Raw genomic sequence first — 17,704 nt, forward strand, 5'->3', positions numbered from 1 at the left:
AGGCGTTCGTTCAACATTCTTTCAAAATTGATTGAAACAACTACGAGCTGAATTTGCGGGATAAGGGACTGAACTGAGCGGCGATACTTGAGTTGCGGGGTGAATATATGTGTGTGAAGGGGGAATTTCAACGTTTCAATTCAATGATTTCATAATTTATGTACTTCAAGACTTTCAGAATCAATACAAAACAACTTGTACATCCGGTGCGTCCGTAAGCTTTTCTAGATGATCTCCTTCTAGATGATCTCTTTCTATATAACTGTTATCATAACATGTTCATTATAAGCATTGTCTATTAGCCAGATGTTTTGTATCTGACCAATATAAAAAATCCTGCCATTACCCAGCGGGAAGCTTGATAGATTGGCAGGGAAATAACCTTACTTCATTTTCACTAACTTTAAATATTCCGAACTTCCACAACCTTACCTAAGTCCACATACTCCTCATGATCCACCTTCACCTTTACTCTGCCCTTTCGGCGCTTCTCACGCCATTCACGAAGCTCTTCCTCCGTTTCTAGACGGAGCTCTGCGATTTCTAAGGCCCGGTCCAGGATGTACTTGCTCGTATAAAGCACCGTGTAGATCCCTTGTCCTCCTAGTGTGATGGGAGCGGTTAAACTCTTCCATTCCTCAACCGTAAAACGTACATACAGCTCTTCTTCAGTACCCGGGCGATAAGGAATCTCTTTAATCTCATTACGCCGCAGCACCTTCCAATCCGCTACTTTCCCTACCCAGTGAATCCCCGTTTTTGCAGAATCAATGAACTTTTTGCGGGATTGGCACATCGCTACATACTCGATCTGGGTGAGGATTTTTACGTCCGAAAGGTTCTTTAAAGGTACATGGTAAAAAGAATGCTGTCTCGCCACCTCCACCTGCTCAGGTCCCCGGACAGAACCAACAAGCACATTTTTACCAGCGAGTTGGTTGGCATAGTATTCTTTCGTACCGCGTGGACGAGTAGATCGTTCATAAGCTTTTTCCGGACTATCCTGAATAATCTCATCTAAGAATTGCTCCACCAGGCTTGTAGAATTCGGTAGGAATGGCAAAGCACCAATATTCAATAACTCAATGCTTTTGTAGAATTGGTGGGTCTTATACCGCTCCTCATCCGGATAGGGAAATAACACATAGGCGCCAAACATACTTCGCTCATATTCTCCCGAGCCTTTCTCCTGATACACAATGGCGTCCCGGTAGCGGTGCATCGTGTTAATGTCATCCTCTTCAGGCCCAGGCTGTCTATAAGTCCCATGATAGGAAGTGCCTTCATAAGCCGGATTTAACCGGTATTTGGCATCAAAAACATACTTATACTCTTTGATTTTGCCAGCATCCTTCTTCTTAAGTGTCAGTACATTATCCGGACGCTGATTGAGCGTCGGTGTCTTATCCGAGCTAGGAATCGCATTATAATACAGGATGAACTGCTCTCCGTTAACTGGATTCTCGTACACCATCTTAGCGCTCTGCGAGCGGTCAAGTGTAACAAAAATACCGTTCCGATTCACCTTAATAATATCCTGCTTCACCAGTTTATACTTCTGCCCCAGGAGCTGATTCAGCTTTAAGAAACACCAGTACTCATAGAGCTGAGCAACATCCTTCATGGATAAGCGAAGCAGGTCACCTTGGATCGACAGGCCTTTAAGCAGCATTAGATAACAGCGATAGACTTCGCGGTATCCTGGGGCCATCTGCAGCACCAGCGTAACGGACATCTGCTTCAACACTCCAGCCTCACGCAAGAAATCCATCTTGAGCACCCGCTCTAGCTGAGTGAGCATGGTATCTAACCTTTTTATAAGTAATGGATCTGGGGTTCGGTTTTTAATCTTCCAGCGACCCTTGAGCTCTTTCAGCTTTCCATGAATGCGTTCCAGCATCCAGCGGATGAACCTGTTCTCATTAGTATCATAGGCGAGGCGTCTTCGTGTCTCCATTAAATGTGTGGCTGTGTAATTTCGGCTGCCGATGGTCAAGAATCCATGGTTCATGTCTTCTCTTAATCGTTCGGGATGCTTCGCGAGCTCGCGGATGTTCTCTCTTCCGGCCTTTTTGACCCGATTGGCGTCGACTAGTCGGCGGTCCTGAAGCAGAGCGTAATGGGGATTCTTGTTAATCCGCTCAACGGCATCCAAGAGCTGTCTAAACACATGCTGTAGAATGGTAAAAAACTCCGTCAGGCTCTGATGCTGCGTCTCCCGCAAACCTGTTAGTTGGTAGGTTTTGCGCAAAAAATCAAAAGCCAAATTATAAATCTGCTCATTCACTTCATTCAAAATATTCTGGTAATCCAGCTTGTAATCCATTTTAGAGGGGAAGATCTCCATTTCTACCCGCAGCAAAGCCTGTCCCGAACTGCGGATCTCCCATTCCGTCAAACCGACCTCATTCCCAAAGTTCAGCATACCCGCAAGAATAGACTCACCTAGGGGCTTAATTGCCTGCCGAAGCAGCACATTGTCATGATAAAAAGAGAGGTTAGCAGCGGTCTTCCTCTGAATCACCAGCTCGTACGATTGTGTCTCATAAAAACAAGGGAAAACAGACTCCCCCGGCTGCCAGTCCACCATCCCGTGAGCTTCAGGGGAAAACACTTTAATCTGAACATTACCAAGCCGTTCGGAGCATGTAATCCCAAGCTGAGCATTCACCCACTCCTGACTAGAAGAACGATGAAGCTGCAAGGTCTCCACAGTAGGATGATATGGCCTTCCTTGAAGAAAAAGCGTAAAAAGCTCCGTTTCTACACGGAGCAATTCTACCGTCTGATTAAGAGAGCCAGTATGAGGTGAATCCATCTTCCTCCAGCCTCCTAAGCATAAAAGCCAATTTACGCGCACTTTGTGGATGTTTAGCCGTAGGTGGAGTTTGGCCAGCAGCCCATCTCATATACAGCGGAGTAGCCTCATCCATAAAAGCTGGCAAGTCCACTGTAACACCAGATCCGGTACCAAGAGCCCCTTTCATCAAGTTCAATAATACCCGGCGAACCGAAGAATGGCTCCCTTGAATGCGCGGCAGTATCTTTTGCAGCAGTTGCCAGTCAAAAGCTTCTTCCTCACTCATCAGCTTGTACCGTTCGTTATAGATCATATAGAAGCAAATCGCATCCCGCACCCGAAAACCCACATGAGCGTGAATATCCTCAAGCAAAGCATTGATCTTAACCAATCTCTCTGTCGTCCGTACAATAAGCTCTTTGTTGGTATCATAGGCATCCACTAGCTGCAAATAATCGGAGCGCAGAAAAAGATGATTCAGTTCGGCAGCGTCAGAGTTATCATTGGTCTCTACCTGCTCACCCAAATCCGGATACTGTTGCAGATTAATGTAATTAAATTCTAATGTGTTAGCTCGGTCCAGTACCTTTTTGCTAAAAGGATGTGTCGTTTCATCCATATTCACAGTCCCGATTAAGAACACATTCTCGGGAATACCAAGGCTGCCAAACTTCACTTGATCCTCAGACGTATCCAGCATGGTAGAAGATATGAGATCCTGTGTCTGGATCTTCCCCTCCTGCCAGTCCTGTGTTTCCAGCACACTTAGCAGATCACTGAAATAATGCTCTACCCGAGCCAGATTCATCTCATCTAGGCAGATAAAATAAGGCTTATGCTGATTCTCCGGTTTCCGCGCCTCTACTAACACTTCCGTAAGCGGACCCGGTTTGAACCTGCCCGAAAGATCCTTGTACCCCAGCAGATCCGCAGGATCACTCCAATCCGGGCGCACTGGGATCAAGGTAAACTGGCCATTATTCCCTGTTGCACCAAGAGCCTCTGCAAACAGCTTCACCAACCGAGTCTTCCCCGTGCCCGATATCCCCGCTAGGATGACAAAAGGCTTAGTCTTTAGCGAGAGGTAAAAGTTCTCGATAAGGTGCTCAGGGAAGAAGAAGCCTTTGCGGCGGATGTAGGATTGGATTTGGTGGAGGATAGAGGGGATTTCGGCGTCGTCAATTGGCTCAGGTACCGATTCCATATACTCTGTCACTGGCTCTACCTCCAAGGTGCTTGCCGTTTCATTAAGTATGTGATTTTCAACATAGATTCGATAATCTTCCATTACGTTCTGTAGATCCTGTATCAATTTCTCATCCGACGGCACTTTACCACGTTCATATTTTATATAAGCGACTGTAGATGCCTGATAATCATTCCCTCGACCGTGGCCCAGGAGCTGAATGTTTTCGTCCTTATTCATATTTGCGAGAGGAATGAGCTCACGTATTTCTTGGGTTTTATTGCGTAGATAGGCATACTTATCCTTGCTACCCTTCTCCTTCGGAGCAGTTGTTACTCCTTGGGCAAGTGTTAGATACACGGCACTCATATTTTCGGCAAAAAGATAGACGACATATTCACCGCTTTGAGTGGTTCTAGTAATGCGTTTATCTAATATAGAAAACCAAGGCACATCGGCCCATTTCCCCTGTCCAATGGAGCCTTGAATCTTATAGTACTCCTCATTCAGGAAAGGCAAAGCCCTTAATTCAGCAGGAATCGTCTTTCTCAATAAAGTGCCCAATAAATGATCTTTAAAGGGTTCTCTTTTGGCCTGACCATATTGGGCCATAATATTCTCCAGGTGATTTTTCAGCGAAAAATGTTGCATTGCAGTATTATACTTATGTATTTCTTCTTTTGCTAGGTTCTCCAACTGGTGTAGGCCAGACTCGCCGAGTTGATACTTTACCTCCGGGTAAAAACCAATTGAATTATCTTCTGTATCAACAAATATAACCTCTGAAAGAATTTTAACTGGTGTCGTTAATATAGAATTCAGCTGCCCTTTCGTTATCTCATTCCATCGGGCGTGATAGCGAGTAGGTGTCTCATCTACTCTATGCCCAAGATCTTGTTGCTGCATATAGTAATTAAGAAATCGATTCTTCACTTTATCATAAGAAACTCTCTCTTGATCAGTAGTCTTCAGCTCTTCAATTAAAGATAAGATTAGCACCATCTTGTATGATTTTTGTTTTCTTCTAAAAATTTGAGTAATAGATTCTGGTAATGACATGTTGATCCCCCAATAGGAATGAATGAGTACAGTAATTTCTTAATACATGTTTACTCCGTTACTTCAATCAAAAAAATGCGATCTTTAAATCCTCCGCGCTCCTCGACTTTCTTAGCACGCACCTTCTCTACATCTTCTGGAAGGACTTTATGAATTTGAGCAAGAGCACGGACCACTTCAAGAATATCGGCCAGTTCTTCAACCCCCTCTGTATCATCGCCAGCTCGGATATACTCTTCTACCTCTTCTCGAAGCTTCCTTTTTAGTTCAGAAACATAAGATTCTTCCTCTAACTTTATGCAATCGCAGTCCTTACCCGAGCTTCGGATAATATCAGGGATTTTGTCACGAACAAGCTTGTTATAGATTGGCATTCAAATCAACTCCTATTCTTGATTTTGTCCACATGACGCTTACGAATCTCGGCATCAGTAATATTAGTCTGAACCAAATGATTGTATATGGTTTGGACCTGTGCTGTAGTAATAAGAGATCCAGGAGTTCCCGCTTTTAAACTAATCAGCTTCCTGGAGATAAACTCGCTTAATTCTACGTCATAGACAACCAGTTCATCCGATTGAATCTTCCGCAGCTCCGGATCAATACTGAACCTACATCTCATCGTGAATGAAATCATAGAGATGTATTTTACAGTGGCTACGTCCTTTACAAGACTTTCAATGGCCTCGATATGCCCATAATTCTGCTTCAGAGGATTGTACATCTTGTAACGGTTACTCACCGACCATTGCTGATCCGCCCGCCCACCTTTAATTTCTCCATTGTAGTTTTTCGTCTCAATAACAAATATGCAATACGGGGAAATAACAACATGATCAATCTGAGCATAACCTGTTCTAGACTTGGGATTAGGTAGCAGCAGATCACTTAGTGATTTACAATCCTTAGGAAGCTGGTCAAGCTGAATGTTAATTTTATGCTCGCCTAGTTCACCAATTCGGGTGGGAGCAACCTTGGGCTTAGCCTTTGGAGCGTGTGCCTTTTGTAAAGCCTGTGGCGGCTTAGAATCTGATTTTCGGAAGAGTGCCCTTAGTGCTTCAAACATAACCCAACCTCATATCCTCTAGATTTACAATATGTATGCTTATTCGACAATATGGGAAGGATTTCCTTCCAAAAAGAGCATAAGAAAAGGACTGTCGCGTGGACAGCCCAAACATGAGTAAGCTTATGTTTTATCTTATCTTATTCTGAGAGAACAGAAGGAGCATTAAAAGCATTGGCAAGCTGCTTTCCATCCTTGAGTCCTTGAAGATATAGGCGTTCATAAAGAACGGATTGCTTTACCTGGAGTTTATTCTCCCAATCCTCAAATTTCGGCATACGTGCAATATCTAAGGAGTCGAACAACGCCTGAAAAGCCTCGCTTTCCTCTTCAAAAGCTTGTCTTGGCTCCGATTTATATTCTATTTGTGCTGTCACCTCATTCAATCGACCTTGAATTGTTTGTATAAACCACGCTGGAAAGCTCACCACATCTCCCCCAAGCCAGAAGTTTAAACGCAAAGCCTCAGAATATCCGTTCCTTTCCTGATACATCTGATTAATAAGTTCATCCACCCTGCGACTCTGAGCCTGGAGTGCCTCATTAGTGCTTAACGGAACCCCTTCTTCCAGTAACCTCTGCCCGAGTTGATTCAGCCTGCGCTTCTCCTCCTCATACTTGTGAATTAGATTCTGCATTGCACCCTCACCTTTCTGGCAAAGCTATGGTTGTAGACGATGTATGGAGATTTTAATGCGTTTATCGGTTTATTTTATTTTAATTCGATATCCGCATTAAAACAACTCCTACCTCGCATACAATTTGGTTAATATTGTGAGGTGACACGGAAATGAGACATCGCAAAGAGCCTCCAGGTGATAAAAACATCATCGGGACTCGAGTCGTAGCAATTCGCAAGGCTAAGAAAATGAAGCAAAAGGATTTCCTTGCGAGGTTGCAAACCTTCGGATTAGACATCAGCCCGACCAGTTTATCAAGATTGGAAGGTCAATATAGACTTGTGCAAGATTATGAGGTTGTTGCTATTGCGAAGGCGCTGGAGGTTTCTGTTGGGGAGTTGTTGGGGGAGAAAAATTGAAGGACAGTTGTTCGGCCATCTTTAAATAAATGTAAAAGCCAAGGAATACTTCTCCTTGGCTCATAAAATATATTTTTTTACCAACATCGATTTAACTATATTTTTGCTTAACTTCAGCAATCCACGCTGGAAGCTTGGAAGTTAGCTTCATATTGTGCCTTAACAGATTTCCAGCCGTTTGGTTTGTTGCCTTGTTATAATCAATACTACTAATGAGTTCATTAATGTATGGAACAACATCAGGCTGTGAAATTGAATATGAATCCACTGATTTTCCTAGCAGCTTACTGTCAAGCCCCCACTCTAAAGAAAAGGCAATAACCACGTTTGCCAACTTACTTGCTTTCCAAGCTTCAAATGCCTCATCAAAGTCCAGACTGCTCGATAGGTTACCTTGCATAAGCTCAGTGTCCACAAATTCTTTTAGTAACTGTGCTTGCTCATATTCCCCCATGTTACTCAGCTCTTGAATTTGTTCATAAATAATGCGGAGTGTTTCATCATCCACCGTTTGTATACCGTTCGGAGCGGTGACTTTCGAACCAATCAAGCTAAGAATATGGTTGGCATCAATGACCTGTGTTCCCGCTAACTTCGTTCTTCCAGAAAGAGGATTAATCGGCGTTGGCGTTGGCGCTTCCCCTGGCTTCCAAGTTAAGTTTTTATATGCACCGACATATTGCAGCCAAGTATGCTCATCCATACCAAAAGCAACATCGTCCCACTTGAATTCATAGTATTGTTCCAATAAATTCAATTGCTCAGCAGTATCTTTAAAGGACAGGAGAAACGCTTCTTTTTTCTCATTATCATCTTTAATGACCTGCCATTCCGTCGGATCAAGTAATGTCGAAATCATTTCAGTATTTTTTATGGCTAGTTTTTTTACAGCAGTATCATAGTTATCCACAATGGCCTTACTGCTCTTACCACCACTTCCATACAGCTTCAGAGCGTCTTCTACGATTTGCTCCGTAAGTCGTGGATATTGGAAGTTGATAATTGTTCCGAACTCTTTTTTGGAACCAAATACACGATTAGTTCGAGAATACGCTTGAATCAAACTTTGAAGTTCAAGGGAACGGTCAACATAAAGCGTGTTAAGCCGCTTAGAGTCATACCCTGTCAACAGTTGGGCTGCTACAATCACGAGATCTATATTCTTCGGATTGCGTCCGCTGCCGCCTCGAGTGGCACGTTCTACGAGATCTTCAAAGTAAGCGTCCTCACCGCGTTTTTTATCCCCAGCGATAAATTCAATGCCCGTAAATTCGGCGTAATCCTTAAACATACCTTTTACAATTTTAGGGTCTAATGGCTTAGAATCATTTTCATTGCTGAAGCTAAAAGTCATTGCCACGTTCAGCTTCGCTCCATTGGCTGTCAATTGCTTCTTGAACTCATCATAATAGGCAATCACCCTATTTTTATAAGCCACTGTTAAGATAGCATTAAATTCCCTACCCTGTGATTGGGATTCCCAGTTACTCAGAATTTCTTCAACTACGCGTGGAATATGCGTTTCATCCTGATATATCAGCAATCCTCGTATTTCAGCCTGTTTCTCAAGTTGAGCTTCTGACATTTCTTGAACTTTACGTTCAATTTCTCTATCCGTTAGTTCAGGGCGTTCTTCCTTCATCTGCTCAATCAGTTGCTCTCTTAAATCTTCATAACTCTTGAACTCTCCAGTATTAATGTAATCAACGTGAAAACCCAATACGTTTTTATCCGCAATGGCCTCGTCAATCGTATATTGATGTAACTTGGGCCCAAATAGTTTTTCGGTTGTATTGATGACCTCACTATTTTCATTGACCTTTCCCTTAACTTTATTTTCATTAAATAAAGGCGTTCCGGTAAACCCATAGAAAAGTCCGTTTTTCTTAAAAAACTTCGTAATGCTTCCCATCATCTGCCCCATTGTTGTGCGGTGCGCTTCATCGATGATAAAAATGATTTTTTTATCTGCTAAACTGTTATCGTGAGCTTCTTCCATTTCCTTCACTAAAGAATTTAGTTTAAATGTTGTCGTTACTATAATTCCATTTTTAACTGACTTAAGTATTTTTTTAAGCTGGTAGGTATGCTTGGTATCATCAACCGAGACAGCCTCGTATGCAGCGTATGCTTTAAAGTTTTCACTGGTTCGATTGTCTAACTCACGACGATCAACAAGGAAGATTACCTTATCAAATCCTGCTCTAGTCGATAAAAATAAAGCCGTCTTAAAACTGGTAATGGTTTTTCCTGAGCCCGTTGTGTGCCAAACAAATCCGCCGTGAGGAACTTTATCATCATTATCCCAACCAAACGCAGCACTTTCGACAGATTGTAAAGCATACACTTGATAAGGTCGCATTAACATATGACGCCTATTTTCTTCGTCCTTAGCTTCGTCTATCACCAAATAATCCCCCACCATTTGATGGGCCATGGGTATCATAAGAAAATTCTCCACTACTTTTTGCCAGTTGTTAATCGGTTTATTTTTTTTATCCGACCAATGGAAAACAAAACTAGGGTTGAAATCTGTTATTGTTTTAGGAGTAGCAAAATAACGGGTAGCAATTTCAGAGGTGATTACCATCATCTGCGAAAAAGCCATGAAGTTATTACTGTATTCGCCATCACGGTAGTAGCGCATGAACTGCCCGAATGCCTCGTCCAGGGTTTTGTCTGTACGTTTTTGCTCGATATTGATTAGTGGCAGGCCATTAATTAGTAAGACAATATCAAAGCGGTTGTTGTTCGGTGTCTGCACTTCCCTAGCAATTCTATAACTTGAATCGCCGCCGCGCACTTCGGCTTTTTTGAAGATGGTCAAGGTAATTTGCTTTCGTGTAATCTTAGGATTGTCATCACGGTAAATACCATCTATTTTTCCTTTAGATTCTTCAATAGCTAAAAGCTTGGCTGCCTCGTAGCTGTTGCTAATCCGATTGACTTTGGCCATAACTTGTTTGAACTCGTTATCTGTCAGCTCCACACCCTCCAGCTGGTCGGCATTGATACGGTTGAGTTCGCTACGCCAGTTGGTAATCAAGTCATCAACAGTTACTTTTTTAATATTTCCATTTAAGAAGTCGGGCGCTTTCCATTTATACTTTTCTAACTCCTTAACAAAATTCTCTTGAAAAGTTTTTTCTGCCGCATTTTTTGGTGCAATGCTCATAGCTTTCACTCCCCTCTATACAAACATTTCATTTAGATATGCTTTTTTTATATTTTGTAATTTTTCCAGCTTACGCTGATGAAGGGTGATGAGGTTGTCGAGGTTAGCAAAGAACTGTCCAATTTTGTCTTGCTCCTCTTTTGATACCGGAAAACTGAAGCACATTTCCTTGATTGCCGTTCCAGATGTTAAAGCCCTCGTCGTCATAGAACTTTTCTTTTGCATTTCATTACGAAAAACATCCGTAAAAAAAACATATCTCTTGAAAATATTCGTTAATGGGTCATTATCTTTTGCTCTTCCTCTTAACACAAAACCGCTGAAAACCGTATCTTTAGGGGCATCCAGCATCACAGAAGGGTATCCAATTTCTTCAATCGTTTCTGATGTCCTTGTAAAGAAAATATCTCCTTGTCTAACCTCGAAATTTCTAATTTCTTTATCAGTTAATTCGACTTTTCCTCTTAATTGTGTCGAATCAATCCCCCGATTGTGGAACACATCGGTGAAGTTTACTATGGGAGTTCCTTTACCGAAATACTCTTTGCCTTTATTCAACCCATTCTTGAAATCGTAGAATTCACCAACCTCACGCTGTTCCCAAGCGTCAATAAATCCTGCAAATCTCCGTTTTGGCACACTTTCACCTTCAGCGGGAAACATTTCAGATAGATAAGCAGATTTTAACGCTTTCGTCTTATCTAGCTTACACTGATGAAGGGTGATGAGATCATCAACACATTTGAAAAATTTCGTAACCATCTTCTGTTCGTCAAATGATGGTATCGGAATGAATAAATTTTGTAGAGTACCCGCATTAACGTTTTTTTGTGCCCCCCCTGCTTCCATACCAGTTATTTGCCTCATACCTGCATTTGAGTTAATAAATGTTGAAACAAACTCAGGTAGTGTTTGTTTTTCCTTAAGCCTTGTAATTAATGTTGTGAAGGTCTGTGCACCATTCAGATGTGCTGGTACAACAGCACTTAGTCCAGGATATCCTGTTCTTACTGTTAAAATATCTCCAGTCTTTACTCTTTTTGTAGAATTAGCTTGGTCAAAGTCTTTTGAAATAAACTCCAAATCACTATCATCAATTCTATTTTGTTTGATGTTTTGATTCTTGATGAAAGGAACACCTTTTTTCCTATCAGTAAAGTATTCACTTGAAGATGTTGCTATACCAACAGAAACTTTTTCTGCTATCTCTCCCAACTTACGCTGTTCCCAAGCGTCATTATCTTGAAACTCCCTAAATCGTCTTTTTGGCACTAAGTTTGTTTGTTTCATCATCATTCAACCACCAATTCGTTCAACAAGGCTTCAAACGCTGATTCCAAGTCTCGACTCTCATTATCCATTGCTGACAGAGTAACCGCATAACGATTGTGTAACATTTGCAGAGTGTTCAACTCCGTTTTTAACGACTGCTGTACTAAAGAAACCATAGCATTCACGGTGTTACCGAACCATTTTTCATACATCAAGTTGTCGATTTCTTCGTTGGTTAACGTTAAGATGCGTTCTTGCACGGCTTCTTTAAGCGCCTTTTCATCCTCTTTTACCGCCTTGCTAAGCGCTAGTTTATCTGCAAGTAACTTCTCAACTTTACTCAGTAGATTATATTCAACTGTTCCTTTAATCGCCTTCTTCAATTCGGCTTTGAACAATTTGTTTTCAAAAGCTTCACCAGCTTCATTCAAAACTCCGTTTAACGCATTGGCTTCATCACTGTCTTCCACCTTTGCAGCCTCAACCAAGTCGGATAGTTCCGTTTCAATTTCTTGAATGCGAATATTCTTGGATTCAATTTCTGCTAATTCATCACTATATAATTGTTCCGCAATCAACTTATTCGGTACGATACTGCCGACCCAACCATCCTGCTCTTCACGTTTCTTATCACCGGTTCCTTTAGTAATCATATTGGGTTCGCGGGTACGTCCTGCCGTATAGAAATCACTTAACGCGATGATTTCCGTATCATGTGTCAGGGCATTCTTCCAAATTTCAGCCACAATTTGATATCCATCATAAACATCAATATATTGGAACTCTGACAAGATTCCCTTGATTTCAACAAGCATTTCTTCTTCCATCAATGGAATTGAATCAATGTCTACCTTTCCATTTTTGAAAATACCCCAGTGCTTATCAACATAAGATTTGGTTTTGCTTTCGAGTTTTTTAATTTGTTCAATAATGCGAGAGTCACTCAATATATCAGAAGAAATTTCATCTACAGGTTTCACAAGCTCAGCATAGCCGCTGCGGATTTCTTTCAAAGATTGTTCCATAATATCCGGCACAGTAGACTGCAAAACTTTCAACCCGTTAATGTTCTTTCGGGGAATTCCACCAAGGAGATGAGCATCCACATCGTGAGGAATTTCGCCGTCAACCGCCTCAATATAACGAGGAATATTCATGTTATACTGATTGTTCTGTATTTCCTCCTGAGTCGCTAGATGACTGTACCCGTTCTCTTCTCGACGTTCTACATATGTATCCACGATCTTTGCAATGTCTTTTTCTTGCAGGACGTTTTGTTTTCCGACTTTAATATAGCTGTTAGAAGCATCAATGATTAAGACAGGTTCATCGATCTTCCGGTTCTTCTTCAGAATGATGACAACGACCGGGATGCCTGTATTGGAAAACAAACTACTTGGCAAGCCGATGATGGTATCCATATAGTTTTTCTTAAGCAATCGTTCACGAATTCCCCCCTCAGATGAACCGCGAAATAGAACTCCGTGAGGCAACACAATCGCCATCGTACCACTTTGACCTAAGTGAAACAATCCGTGTAAAAGAAACGCAAAATCTCCTTTGGAGTCGGGTGGCAATACCCCAGCCACTTCAAAACGGGGATCGCTGACCTTTAACCCTGCTCTGTTCCAATTCTTCATAGAATAGGGTGGATTCATAACTACTGCATCAAACAGCACACCTTCGTTTGCATGTTCTGGATCTTCTGGCCAGTCTTGAGAAAGGGTGTCGCCGTTTTTAATGGTCATTTTTTCAGGGCGAACACCATGAAGCAACAAGTTCATGCGAGTCAAGTTATAAGTGGCTGTATTCTTCTCTTGCCCGTAATAGCTCAGACTCTTTTGGGTATCTTCATCCAAATGTTTTCTAACCGTTAGAAGAAGAGATCCCGAACCGACAGTGGGGTCGTAGATTGTCTTAATGCCTGGTGTTTTTGCTGCAATTTGAGCCATGACTTCACTGACTTGTCGTGGGGTGTAGAACTCGCCTGCTTTCTTCCCTGACTCCATCGCAAACTGACCAATTAGGTACTCATAAGCATCACCCAGTACGTCGCCCTTCTGTAATGCAACCATGTTCAAGTCTGCAAACAGCAAAATCAGCGCCTTAACACTTTTGCTACGTTCATTTAGGTTGCTGCCTAAAGCAGTATCCGTTAAATCAAGTGTAGAACTTGAGAATAATCCCCTGAAGTCATTCGTATCACCGGACACGGCAATCGTACGCTCGAAGTTATTCAAGCTATCCGTTACTTTTTGAACTTCAAATTCTCCTGAATTGATGTCCTTTAACCAAGTCTGGTAGAGATACTCAGGGGAAACATAATAACCAAGTACATTCTGAATCATTTTATCAAGCTGTTCACCGTATTCCGCTTTTGCCTCAGTGTATTCCTCAACCAATTCGGACTCAGTCAAATTCCCCAAACCGCTGGTCACTTTGAATGCTTCTAAAGTCTTATCACTCAAAAATTTGTAGAACATCAACCCAAGCATATAATCTTTATAACGGCTGGCATCCATTGAACCACGTAGTTCAGTTGCTCCGTCCCATAGTCTACGTTTAATTTCTTCTGATGTAATCACTATATATCCCCCATTGAAATATTTTTACTATTCAAAAATTTAATCAATAACTTTTCAAGTTATTAAAAAGCCTATTCATTTTTAAGTTCACTTTATCATAGAATGAAACCTAGTTGTCAATTGATTGACAGCTAGGCTTCTCATAGTGAATAATCCCTATATTTATTATAGTAGGGAAAGAAAAACTTCCAATACACCGTAAGCAATAAAATACCGACAGAGTTAGCTCTGCTGCCTGGTTTCTTTATCTCCAAATAAAGCTATTCAAAAAAATTGTTTGGCATACGCCTTTAAGTTTTCCTTTATGCCGTTAAAATCTTGTTGTAAATCAAGAGATACAACTGAAATTTGATTACCTTTAATACGGTAAATATGGTTAGGTTGATTTAAAGCGGTTGTTTTAGCGTAAAGTATCATGCCTGCCACAGTCTCATCACTCTGTTTTTTCCAGTTATTTAAATACGTAAACATTTGATACAGGTTAGAAGATATTTGCTTTGGAACTCCACCTTCAAACCTTACTGCCATATTCTCAGAATAAAACTTTGCATCCACAATCAATGTTTTTTTATCTTTTTGAATTACGAGATCTGTTTTCATAATCGGTAATGCATCTGTAAATTCATCATCAACAATCCACTGAATTTGAGGATGAGATACGTTATATTCCGTTTCACGTTTAAAAAATGCATAGATAAATTTTTCATATAAAGACCATAATCTTTGTTCTTCTTGAACCTCTTTCATCCTTTGGGATGTTGAGCTTTCATCGAATAATAACTGCTCATAAAGATATTTGCACACATCTACTATAAAATGGTAGCGAATATTTTGGCGGTTATATCTAAGGTTTTTCCATAGATTTAAGTTCAGCTCTACATCTGATACTTCTGTGAAATAAGGCAGTAAACCGTAAAAAATTCTACGTGTCTTTCTATTTATTTTATTTGAGCGTGATAGGTATACAAGTGTCGCTTTTATAATTTGATTCAACAATATATTTTCAGAGAAATCATCATAAACTACTGAAACTTTCTTAATTATCAATGCATTTTTATTTATCGTAGAATTGATATCAATTTTCCCTTTAATAACATTGGAATCCTCTTCGATACTTATATAATCTTTCACTAATCCTCCTCGAATCAAAACGGGTATCCCAATAGCCAAAATTTCTGAATACAGCTCTTCAACATTCTCAAACTTTTCTGTTCCAATTTGTTTGTACTCGGAAAGATGTAACGTTTGATATGCATAAGAAAGCATATAGTATATATTACGAATTGGAATATTATTATTTCTCTCCATCGTAACAGCCTCTTAGTCGTTCAGCCCAATCGTCAGCCTTCTGTTCATCATCAAACCAATACTCGAATAGCTGTGAAATAATTTCATATTCAATTACTTCCTCTACACGCTTTGCGGTATCTACTTTATAAGCATCGCCTGTAAAGTAGCTGTGCCCAATTTGAAATCCTGATCCTAGCTCTTTAACAACTTGATTATTTAATCTTTTAATTTCATCAATGACACGATTTAAACATTGTGGATTATTCAAATCATTTATATAGGACTTAAAAGTATCATTTTGGAAAGCTGGTTTAATTTCATAAAACGAAAATCTTCTTCTAAGTGCATAATCTAATAAAGCTAAGCTTCTATCCGCCGTATTCATCATTCCAATGATGTATAGATTCGATGGGACAGAAAACTTATCATTAGAATAGAGAAGATTGATCTGCTCGCCTCGCTTATCCGCTTCGATAAGCATCATTAATTCCCCAAGTATTTTACTCATATTCCCACGATTAATTTCATCAATAATAAAGAAGTAGTCTCGTTCCGGATCTCGCGCTGCTTTTCTAGCAAACTTCACAAACGGACCTTGTTTCAGTTCAAATCCATCCCCTTCAGCTTTAGGACGTAACCCTTCAATAAAGTCCTCATAACTATAGCTTTGGTGGAACTGAACCATATGAATACGCGTTTCATCTTTTTCTTCCATCATTACATACGCTAAACGTTTGGAAATAAACGTCTTGCCTACTCCTGGTGCACCTTTCAATATAAGATTCTTCTTATTTTCAAGTAGAGAAATTAGACGTACAACTTCCTTTTTTTCGATAAAAACATCCGAAAGAAAATCCTCCATTGTAAAGGATTCATTTTCCTGAACAGTAGGTTTTGATTCAATAAAACGAATGTAGTAGTCAATTGAACTGCCCGATACACCTTTATATTTTGTGTAGGATTTATCTGATACAACAATATCTTTTAACTGTTTTAGTTGCTCAATATCTGTTTCACCAAAAATTAAAGTATCAAAATGGCGCTCTATATCCTTTAACGCACTTACTTTTTGCGTAACTGTTTTATCATTTAAGCTAACTCCTGTATCCGTAACTTGATTAGATAACCAATTTCGAAATTCATTCACTTCAGCCATTTTTGGATCAATAAAGTCTTCATTCATTACTTGATCAATTTGTTGAATGTAACTTGGATAAGAATTTAGACATGTCAACGTTTTCTGAGCAAAAGTCTGATTTAATTCCCACTTTCCAACTTGAAGCCAGTCAACTTTTCTTCTATGTTTATATTCTGATGCTTCATTATCGAAATAATAATTTCCCGTAACAACTCCGCGGGCGAGGACTTTCTTAATTCCTTCTTTTACATATATAACGTCACCAGCTTGAATTTCACTATAAAAATCCCATACAGCCTTTGTATCATTTACAGGGCGCACCCCATCCGCTCTTTGCTCGGCTATCTTTCGTTCAACATCTTCCTTTGAATCATAGTTTTTTAGATCCCCTAAATAGTCCCAACCAAGTGCAATCATATTTTCATCCTGGAACTGATCCCATAATCTCGAATATTCACCCGGTGAAATTAACCAATAATTAATGCTGCTATCCATTTCACCTTCTTGATTTGCAATTTTCTTCTCTTTTTTAGGATAAGTTAAAGTAGGATTCTCATCATAATATAAAAATATTAGATATGATCGCATTAAAACGCCCCAGTCAGGTATTCCAGCTGTACTATTAGGCTTACCTCTTAAGCCTCGCTTGTATTCATCTTCCACATATTTTTTTATAAACTGATTTTTTTTCGCACCAAACTTATCTGGATATCGCGGCGTACCTTTACCACTTACTAACTTCTCAATATCCTGATCACTTTGTTCTGTTATTTGCTGATAAATATTTTTATATTCTGAATATGATTGATAATCAAAGAAATTCCCCTTATAACCGCTACCTAAAGCAAACTTTTCTAACAATTGTCCAAGTTTCTCAAGATATGGCGTGTACCATCCACCTGTTTTTTCACCCAAGTTTTCCGTAACCCAAGCGTTATATTTTTCTTTTTGAGTATTTACAAGATCATTCATAGTGTACCTCCGAAATTGAAGATAAAATGACTTTCACTAAGAGCTCTGAAAAATAGGTGTTTCGCCCAACTTATGATATACGAAGAGATATTCTATATATGGTATGACCATATACCTCGTAG

Annotated in this window: 11 protein-coding genes; 1 reads left to right on the forward strand and 10 read right to left on the reverse strand. The window is 40.2% G+C overall.

Translation table 11 applies throughout. From position 1 onward, the window contains the following. Positions 1-403: 403 nt before the first annotated feature. From CA598_RS15120 to CA598_RS15140, 5 genes are all read right to left on the reverse strand, one after another. Positions 404-2,818 (reverse strand): restriction endonuclease-like protein, encoded by a 2,415-nt coding sequence (locus CA598_RS15120; RefSeq protein WP_094877044.1) that lies wholly within the window; start codon positions 2,816-2,818, stop codon positions 404-406. Continuing rightward, complete coding sequence (locus tag CA598_RS15125) at positions 2,790-5,045, reverse strand: McrB family protein (protein WP_094877045.1); 2,256 nt, start codon at positions 5,043-5,045, stop codon at positions 2,790-2,792. The genes CA598_RS15120 and CA598_RS15125 overlap by 29 nt, the downstream gene beginning before the upstream one ends. A 50-nt stretch (positions 5,046-5,095) precedes the next feature. Next, positions 5,096-5,419, reverse strand: a complete 324-nt coding sequence (locus CA598_RS15130) for a nucleoside triphosphate pyrophosphohydrolase (RefSeq protein WP_094877046.1) — start codon at positions 5,417-5,419, stop codon at positions 5,096-5,098. Between the two features lie 5 nt (positions 5,420-5,424). Next, the gene (locus tag CA598_RS15135; RefSeq protein ID WP_094877047.1) at positions 5,425-6,111 is read right to left on the reverse strand and encodes a nuclease-related domain-containing protein; all 687 of its coding nucleotides are present in this window, start codon (positions 6,109-6,111) and stop codon (positions 5,425-5,427) included. A gap of 140 nt (positions 6,112-6,251) precedes the next feature. Next, the gene (locus tag CA598_RS15140) at positions 6,252-6,749 is read right to left on the reverse strand and encodes a hypothetical protein (RefSeq protein WP_094877048.1); all 498 of its coding nucleotides are present in this window, start codon (positions 6,747-6,749) and stop codon (positions 6,252-6,254) included. A gap of 152 nt (positions 6,750-6,901) precedes the next feature. Between CA598_RS15140 and CA598_RS15145 the strand changes: the two genes are divergently transcribed. Beyond that, complete coding sequence (locus CA598_RS15145; RefSeq protein WP_094877049.1) at positions 6,902-7,150, forward strand: helix-turn-helix domain-containing protein; 249 nt, start codon at positions 6,902-6,904, stop codon at positions 7,148-7,150. Positions 7,151-7,241: 91 nt separating this feature from the next. Here the strand turns inward: CA598_RS15145 and CA598_RS15150 are convergent, their stop codons facing one another. The 5 genes from CA598_RS15150 to CA598_RS32720 form a co-directional block, all read right to left on the reverse strand. After that, entirely contained in the window at positions 7,242-10,325 is a 3,084-nt protein-coding gene (locus tag CA598_RS15150) for a type I restriction endonuclease subunit R, EcoR124 family (protein WP_094877050.1), read from the reverse strand. A gap of 15 nt (positions 10,326-10,340) precedes the next feature. Beyond that, positions 10,341-11,621 carry a restriction endonuclease subunit S gene (locus CA598_RS15155; protein WP_256990514.1) on the reverse strand — a complete coding sequence of 427 codons (1,281 nt, stop codon included), beginning with the start codon at positions 11,619-11,621 and terminating at the stop codon, positions 10,341-10,343. Next, positions 11,618-14,182: a type I restriction-modification system subunit M gene (locus tag CA598_RS15160; protein ID WP_094877051.1), complete on the reverse strand. Its 2,565-nt coding sequence runs from the start codon at positions 14,180-14,182 to the stop codon at positions 11,618-11,620. Before CA598_RS15160 ends, CA598_RS15155 begins: the two co-directional genes overlap by 4 nt. Positions 14,183-14,446: 264 nt before the next feature. Then, the gene (locus tag CA598_RS15165) at positions 14,447-15,490 is read right to left on the reverse strand and encodes a 5-methylcytosine restriction system specificity protein McrC (protein WP_094877052.1); all 1,044 of its coding nucleotides are present in this window, start codon (positions 15,488-15,490) and stop codon (positions 14,447-14,449) included. Next, complete coding sequence (locus tag CA598_RS32720) at positions 15,477-17,582, reverse strand: AAA family ATPase (RefSeq protein WP_218832601.1); 2,106 nt, start codon at positions 17,580-17,582, stop codon at positions 15,477-15,479. The genes CA598_RS15165 and CA598_RS32720 overlap by 14 nt, the downstream gene beginning before the upstream one ends. Positions 17,583-17,704 lie beyond the last annotated feature (122 nt).

The organism is Paenibacillus sp. VTT E-133291, from assembly GCF_002264395.1.
Classification (GTDB): Bacteria; Bacillota; Bacilli; order Paenibacillales; family Paenibacillaceae; genus Paenibacillus_AQ; species Paenibacillus_AQ nitricinens.

Coding starts and splice junctions, on each gene's coding strand:
- CA598_RS15120 (WP_094877044.1), bottom strand. CDS start 2,818: ATGGATTCACCTCATACTGGCTCTCTTAATCAGACGGTAGAATTGCTC.
- CA598_RS15125 (WP_094877045.1), bottom strand. CDS start 5,045: ATGTCATTACCAGAATCTATTACTCAAATTTTTAGAAGAAAACAAAAA.
- CA598_RS15130 (WP_094877046.1), bottom strand. CDS start 5,419: ATGCCAATCTATAACAAGCTTGTTCGTGACAAAATCCCTGATATTATC.
- CA598_RS15135 (WP_094877047.1), bottom strand. CDS start 6,111: ATGTTTGAAGCACTAAGGGCACTCTTCCGAAAATCAGATTCTAAGCCG.
- CA598_RS15140 (WP_094877048.1), bottom strand. CDS start 6,749: ATGCAGAATCTAATTCACAAGTATGAGGAGGAGAAGCGCAGGCTGAAT.
- CA598_RS15145 (WP_094877049.1), top strand. CDS start 6,902: ATGAGACATCGCAAAGAGCCTCCAGGTGATAAAAACATCATCGGGACT.
- CA598_RS15150 (WP_094877050.1), bottom strand. CDS start 10,325: ATGAGCATTGCACCAAAAAATGCGGCAGAAAAAACTTTTCAAGAGAAT.
- CA598_RS15155 (WP_256990514.1), bottom strand. CDS start 11,621: ATGATGATGAAACAAACAAACTTAGTGCCAAAAAGACGATTTAGGGAG.
- CA598_RS15165 (WP_094877052.1), bottom strand. CDS start 15,490: ATGGAGAGAAATAATAATATTCCAATTCGTAATATATACTATATGCTT.
- CA598_RS32720 (WP_218832601.1), bottom strand. CDS start 17,582: ATGAATGATCTTGTAAATACTCAAAAAGAAAAATATAACGCTTGGGTT.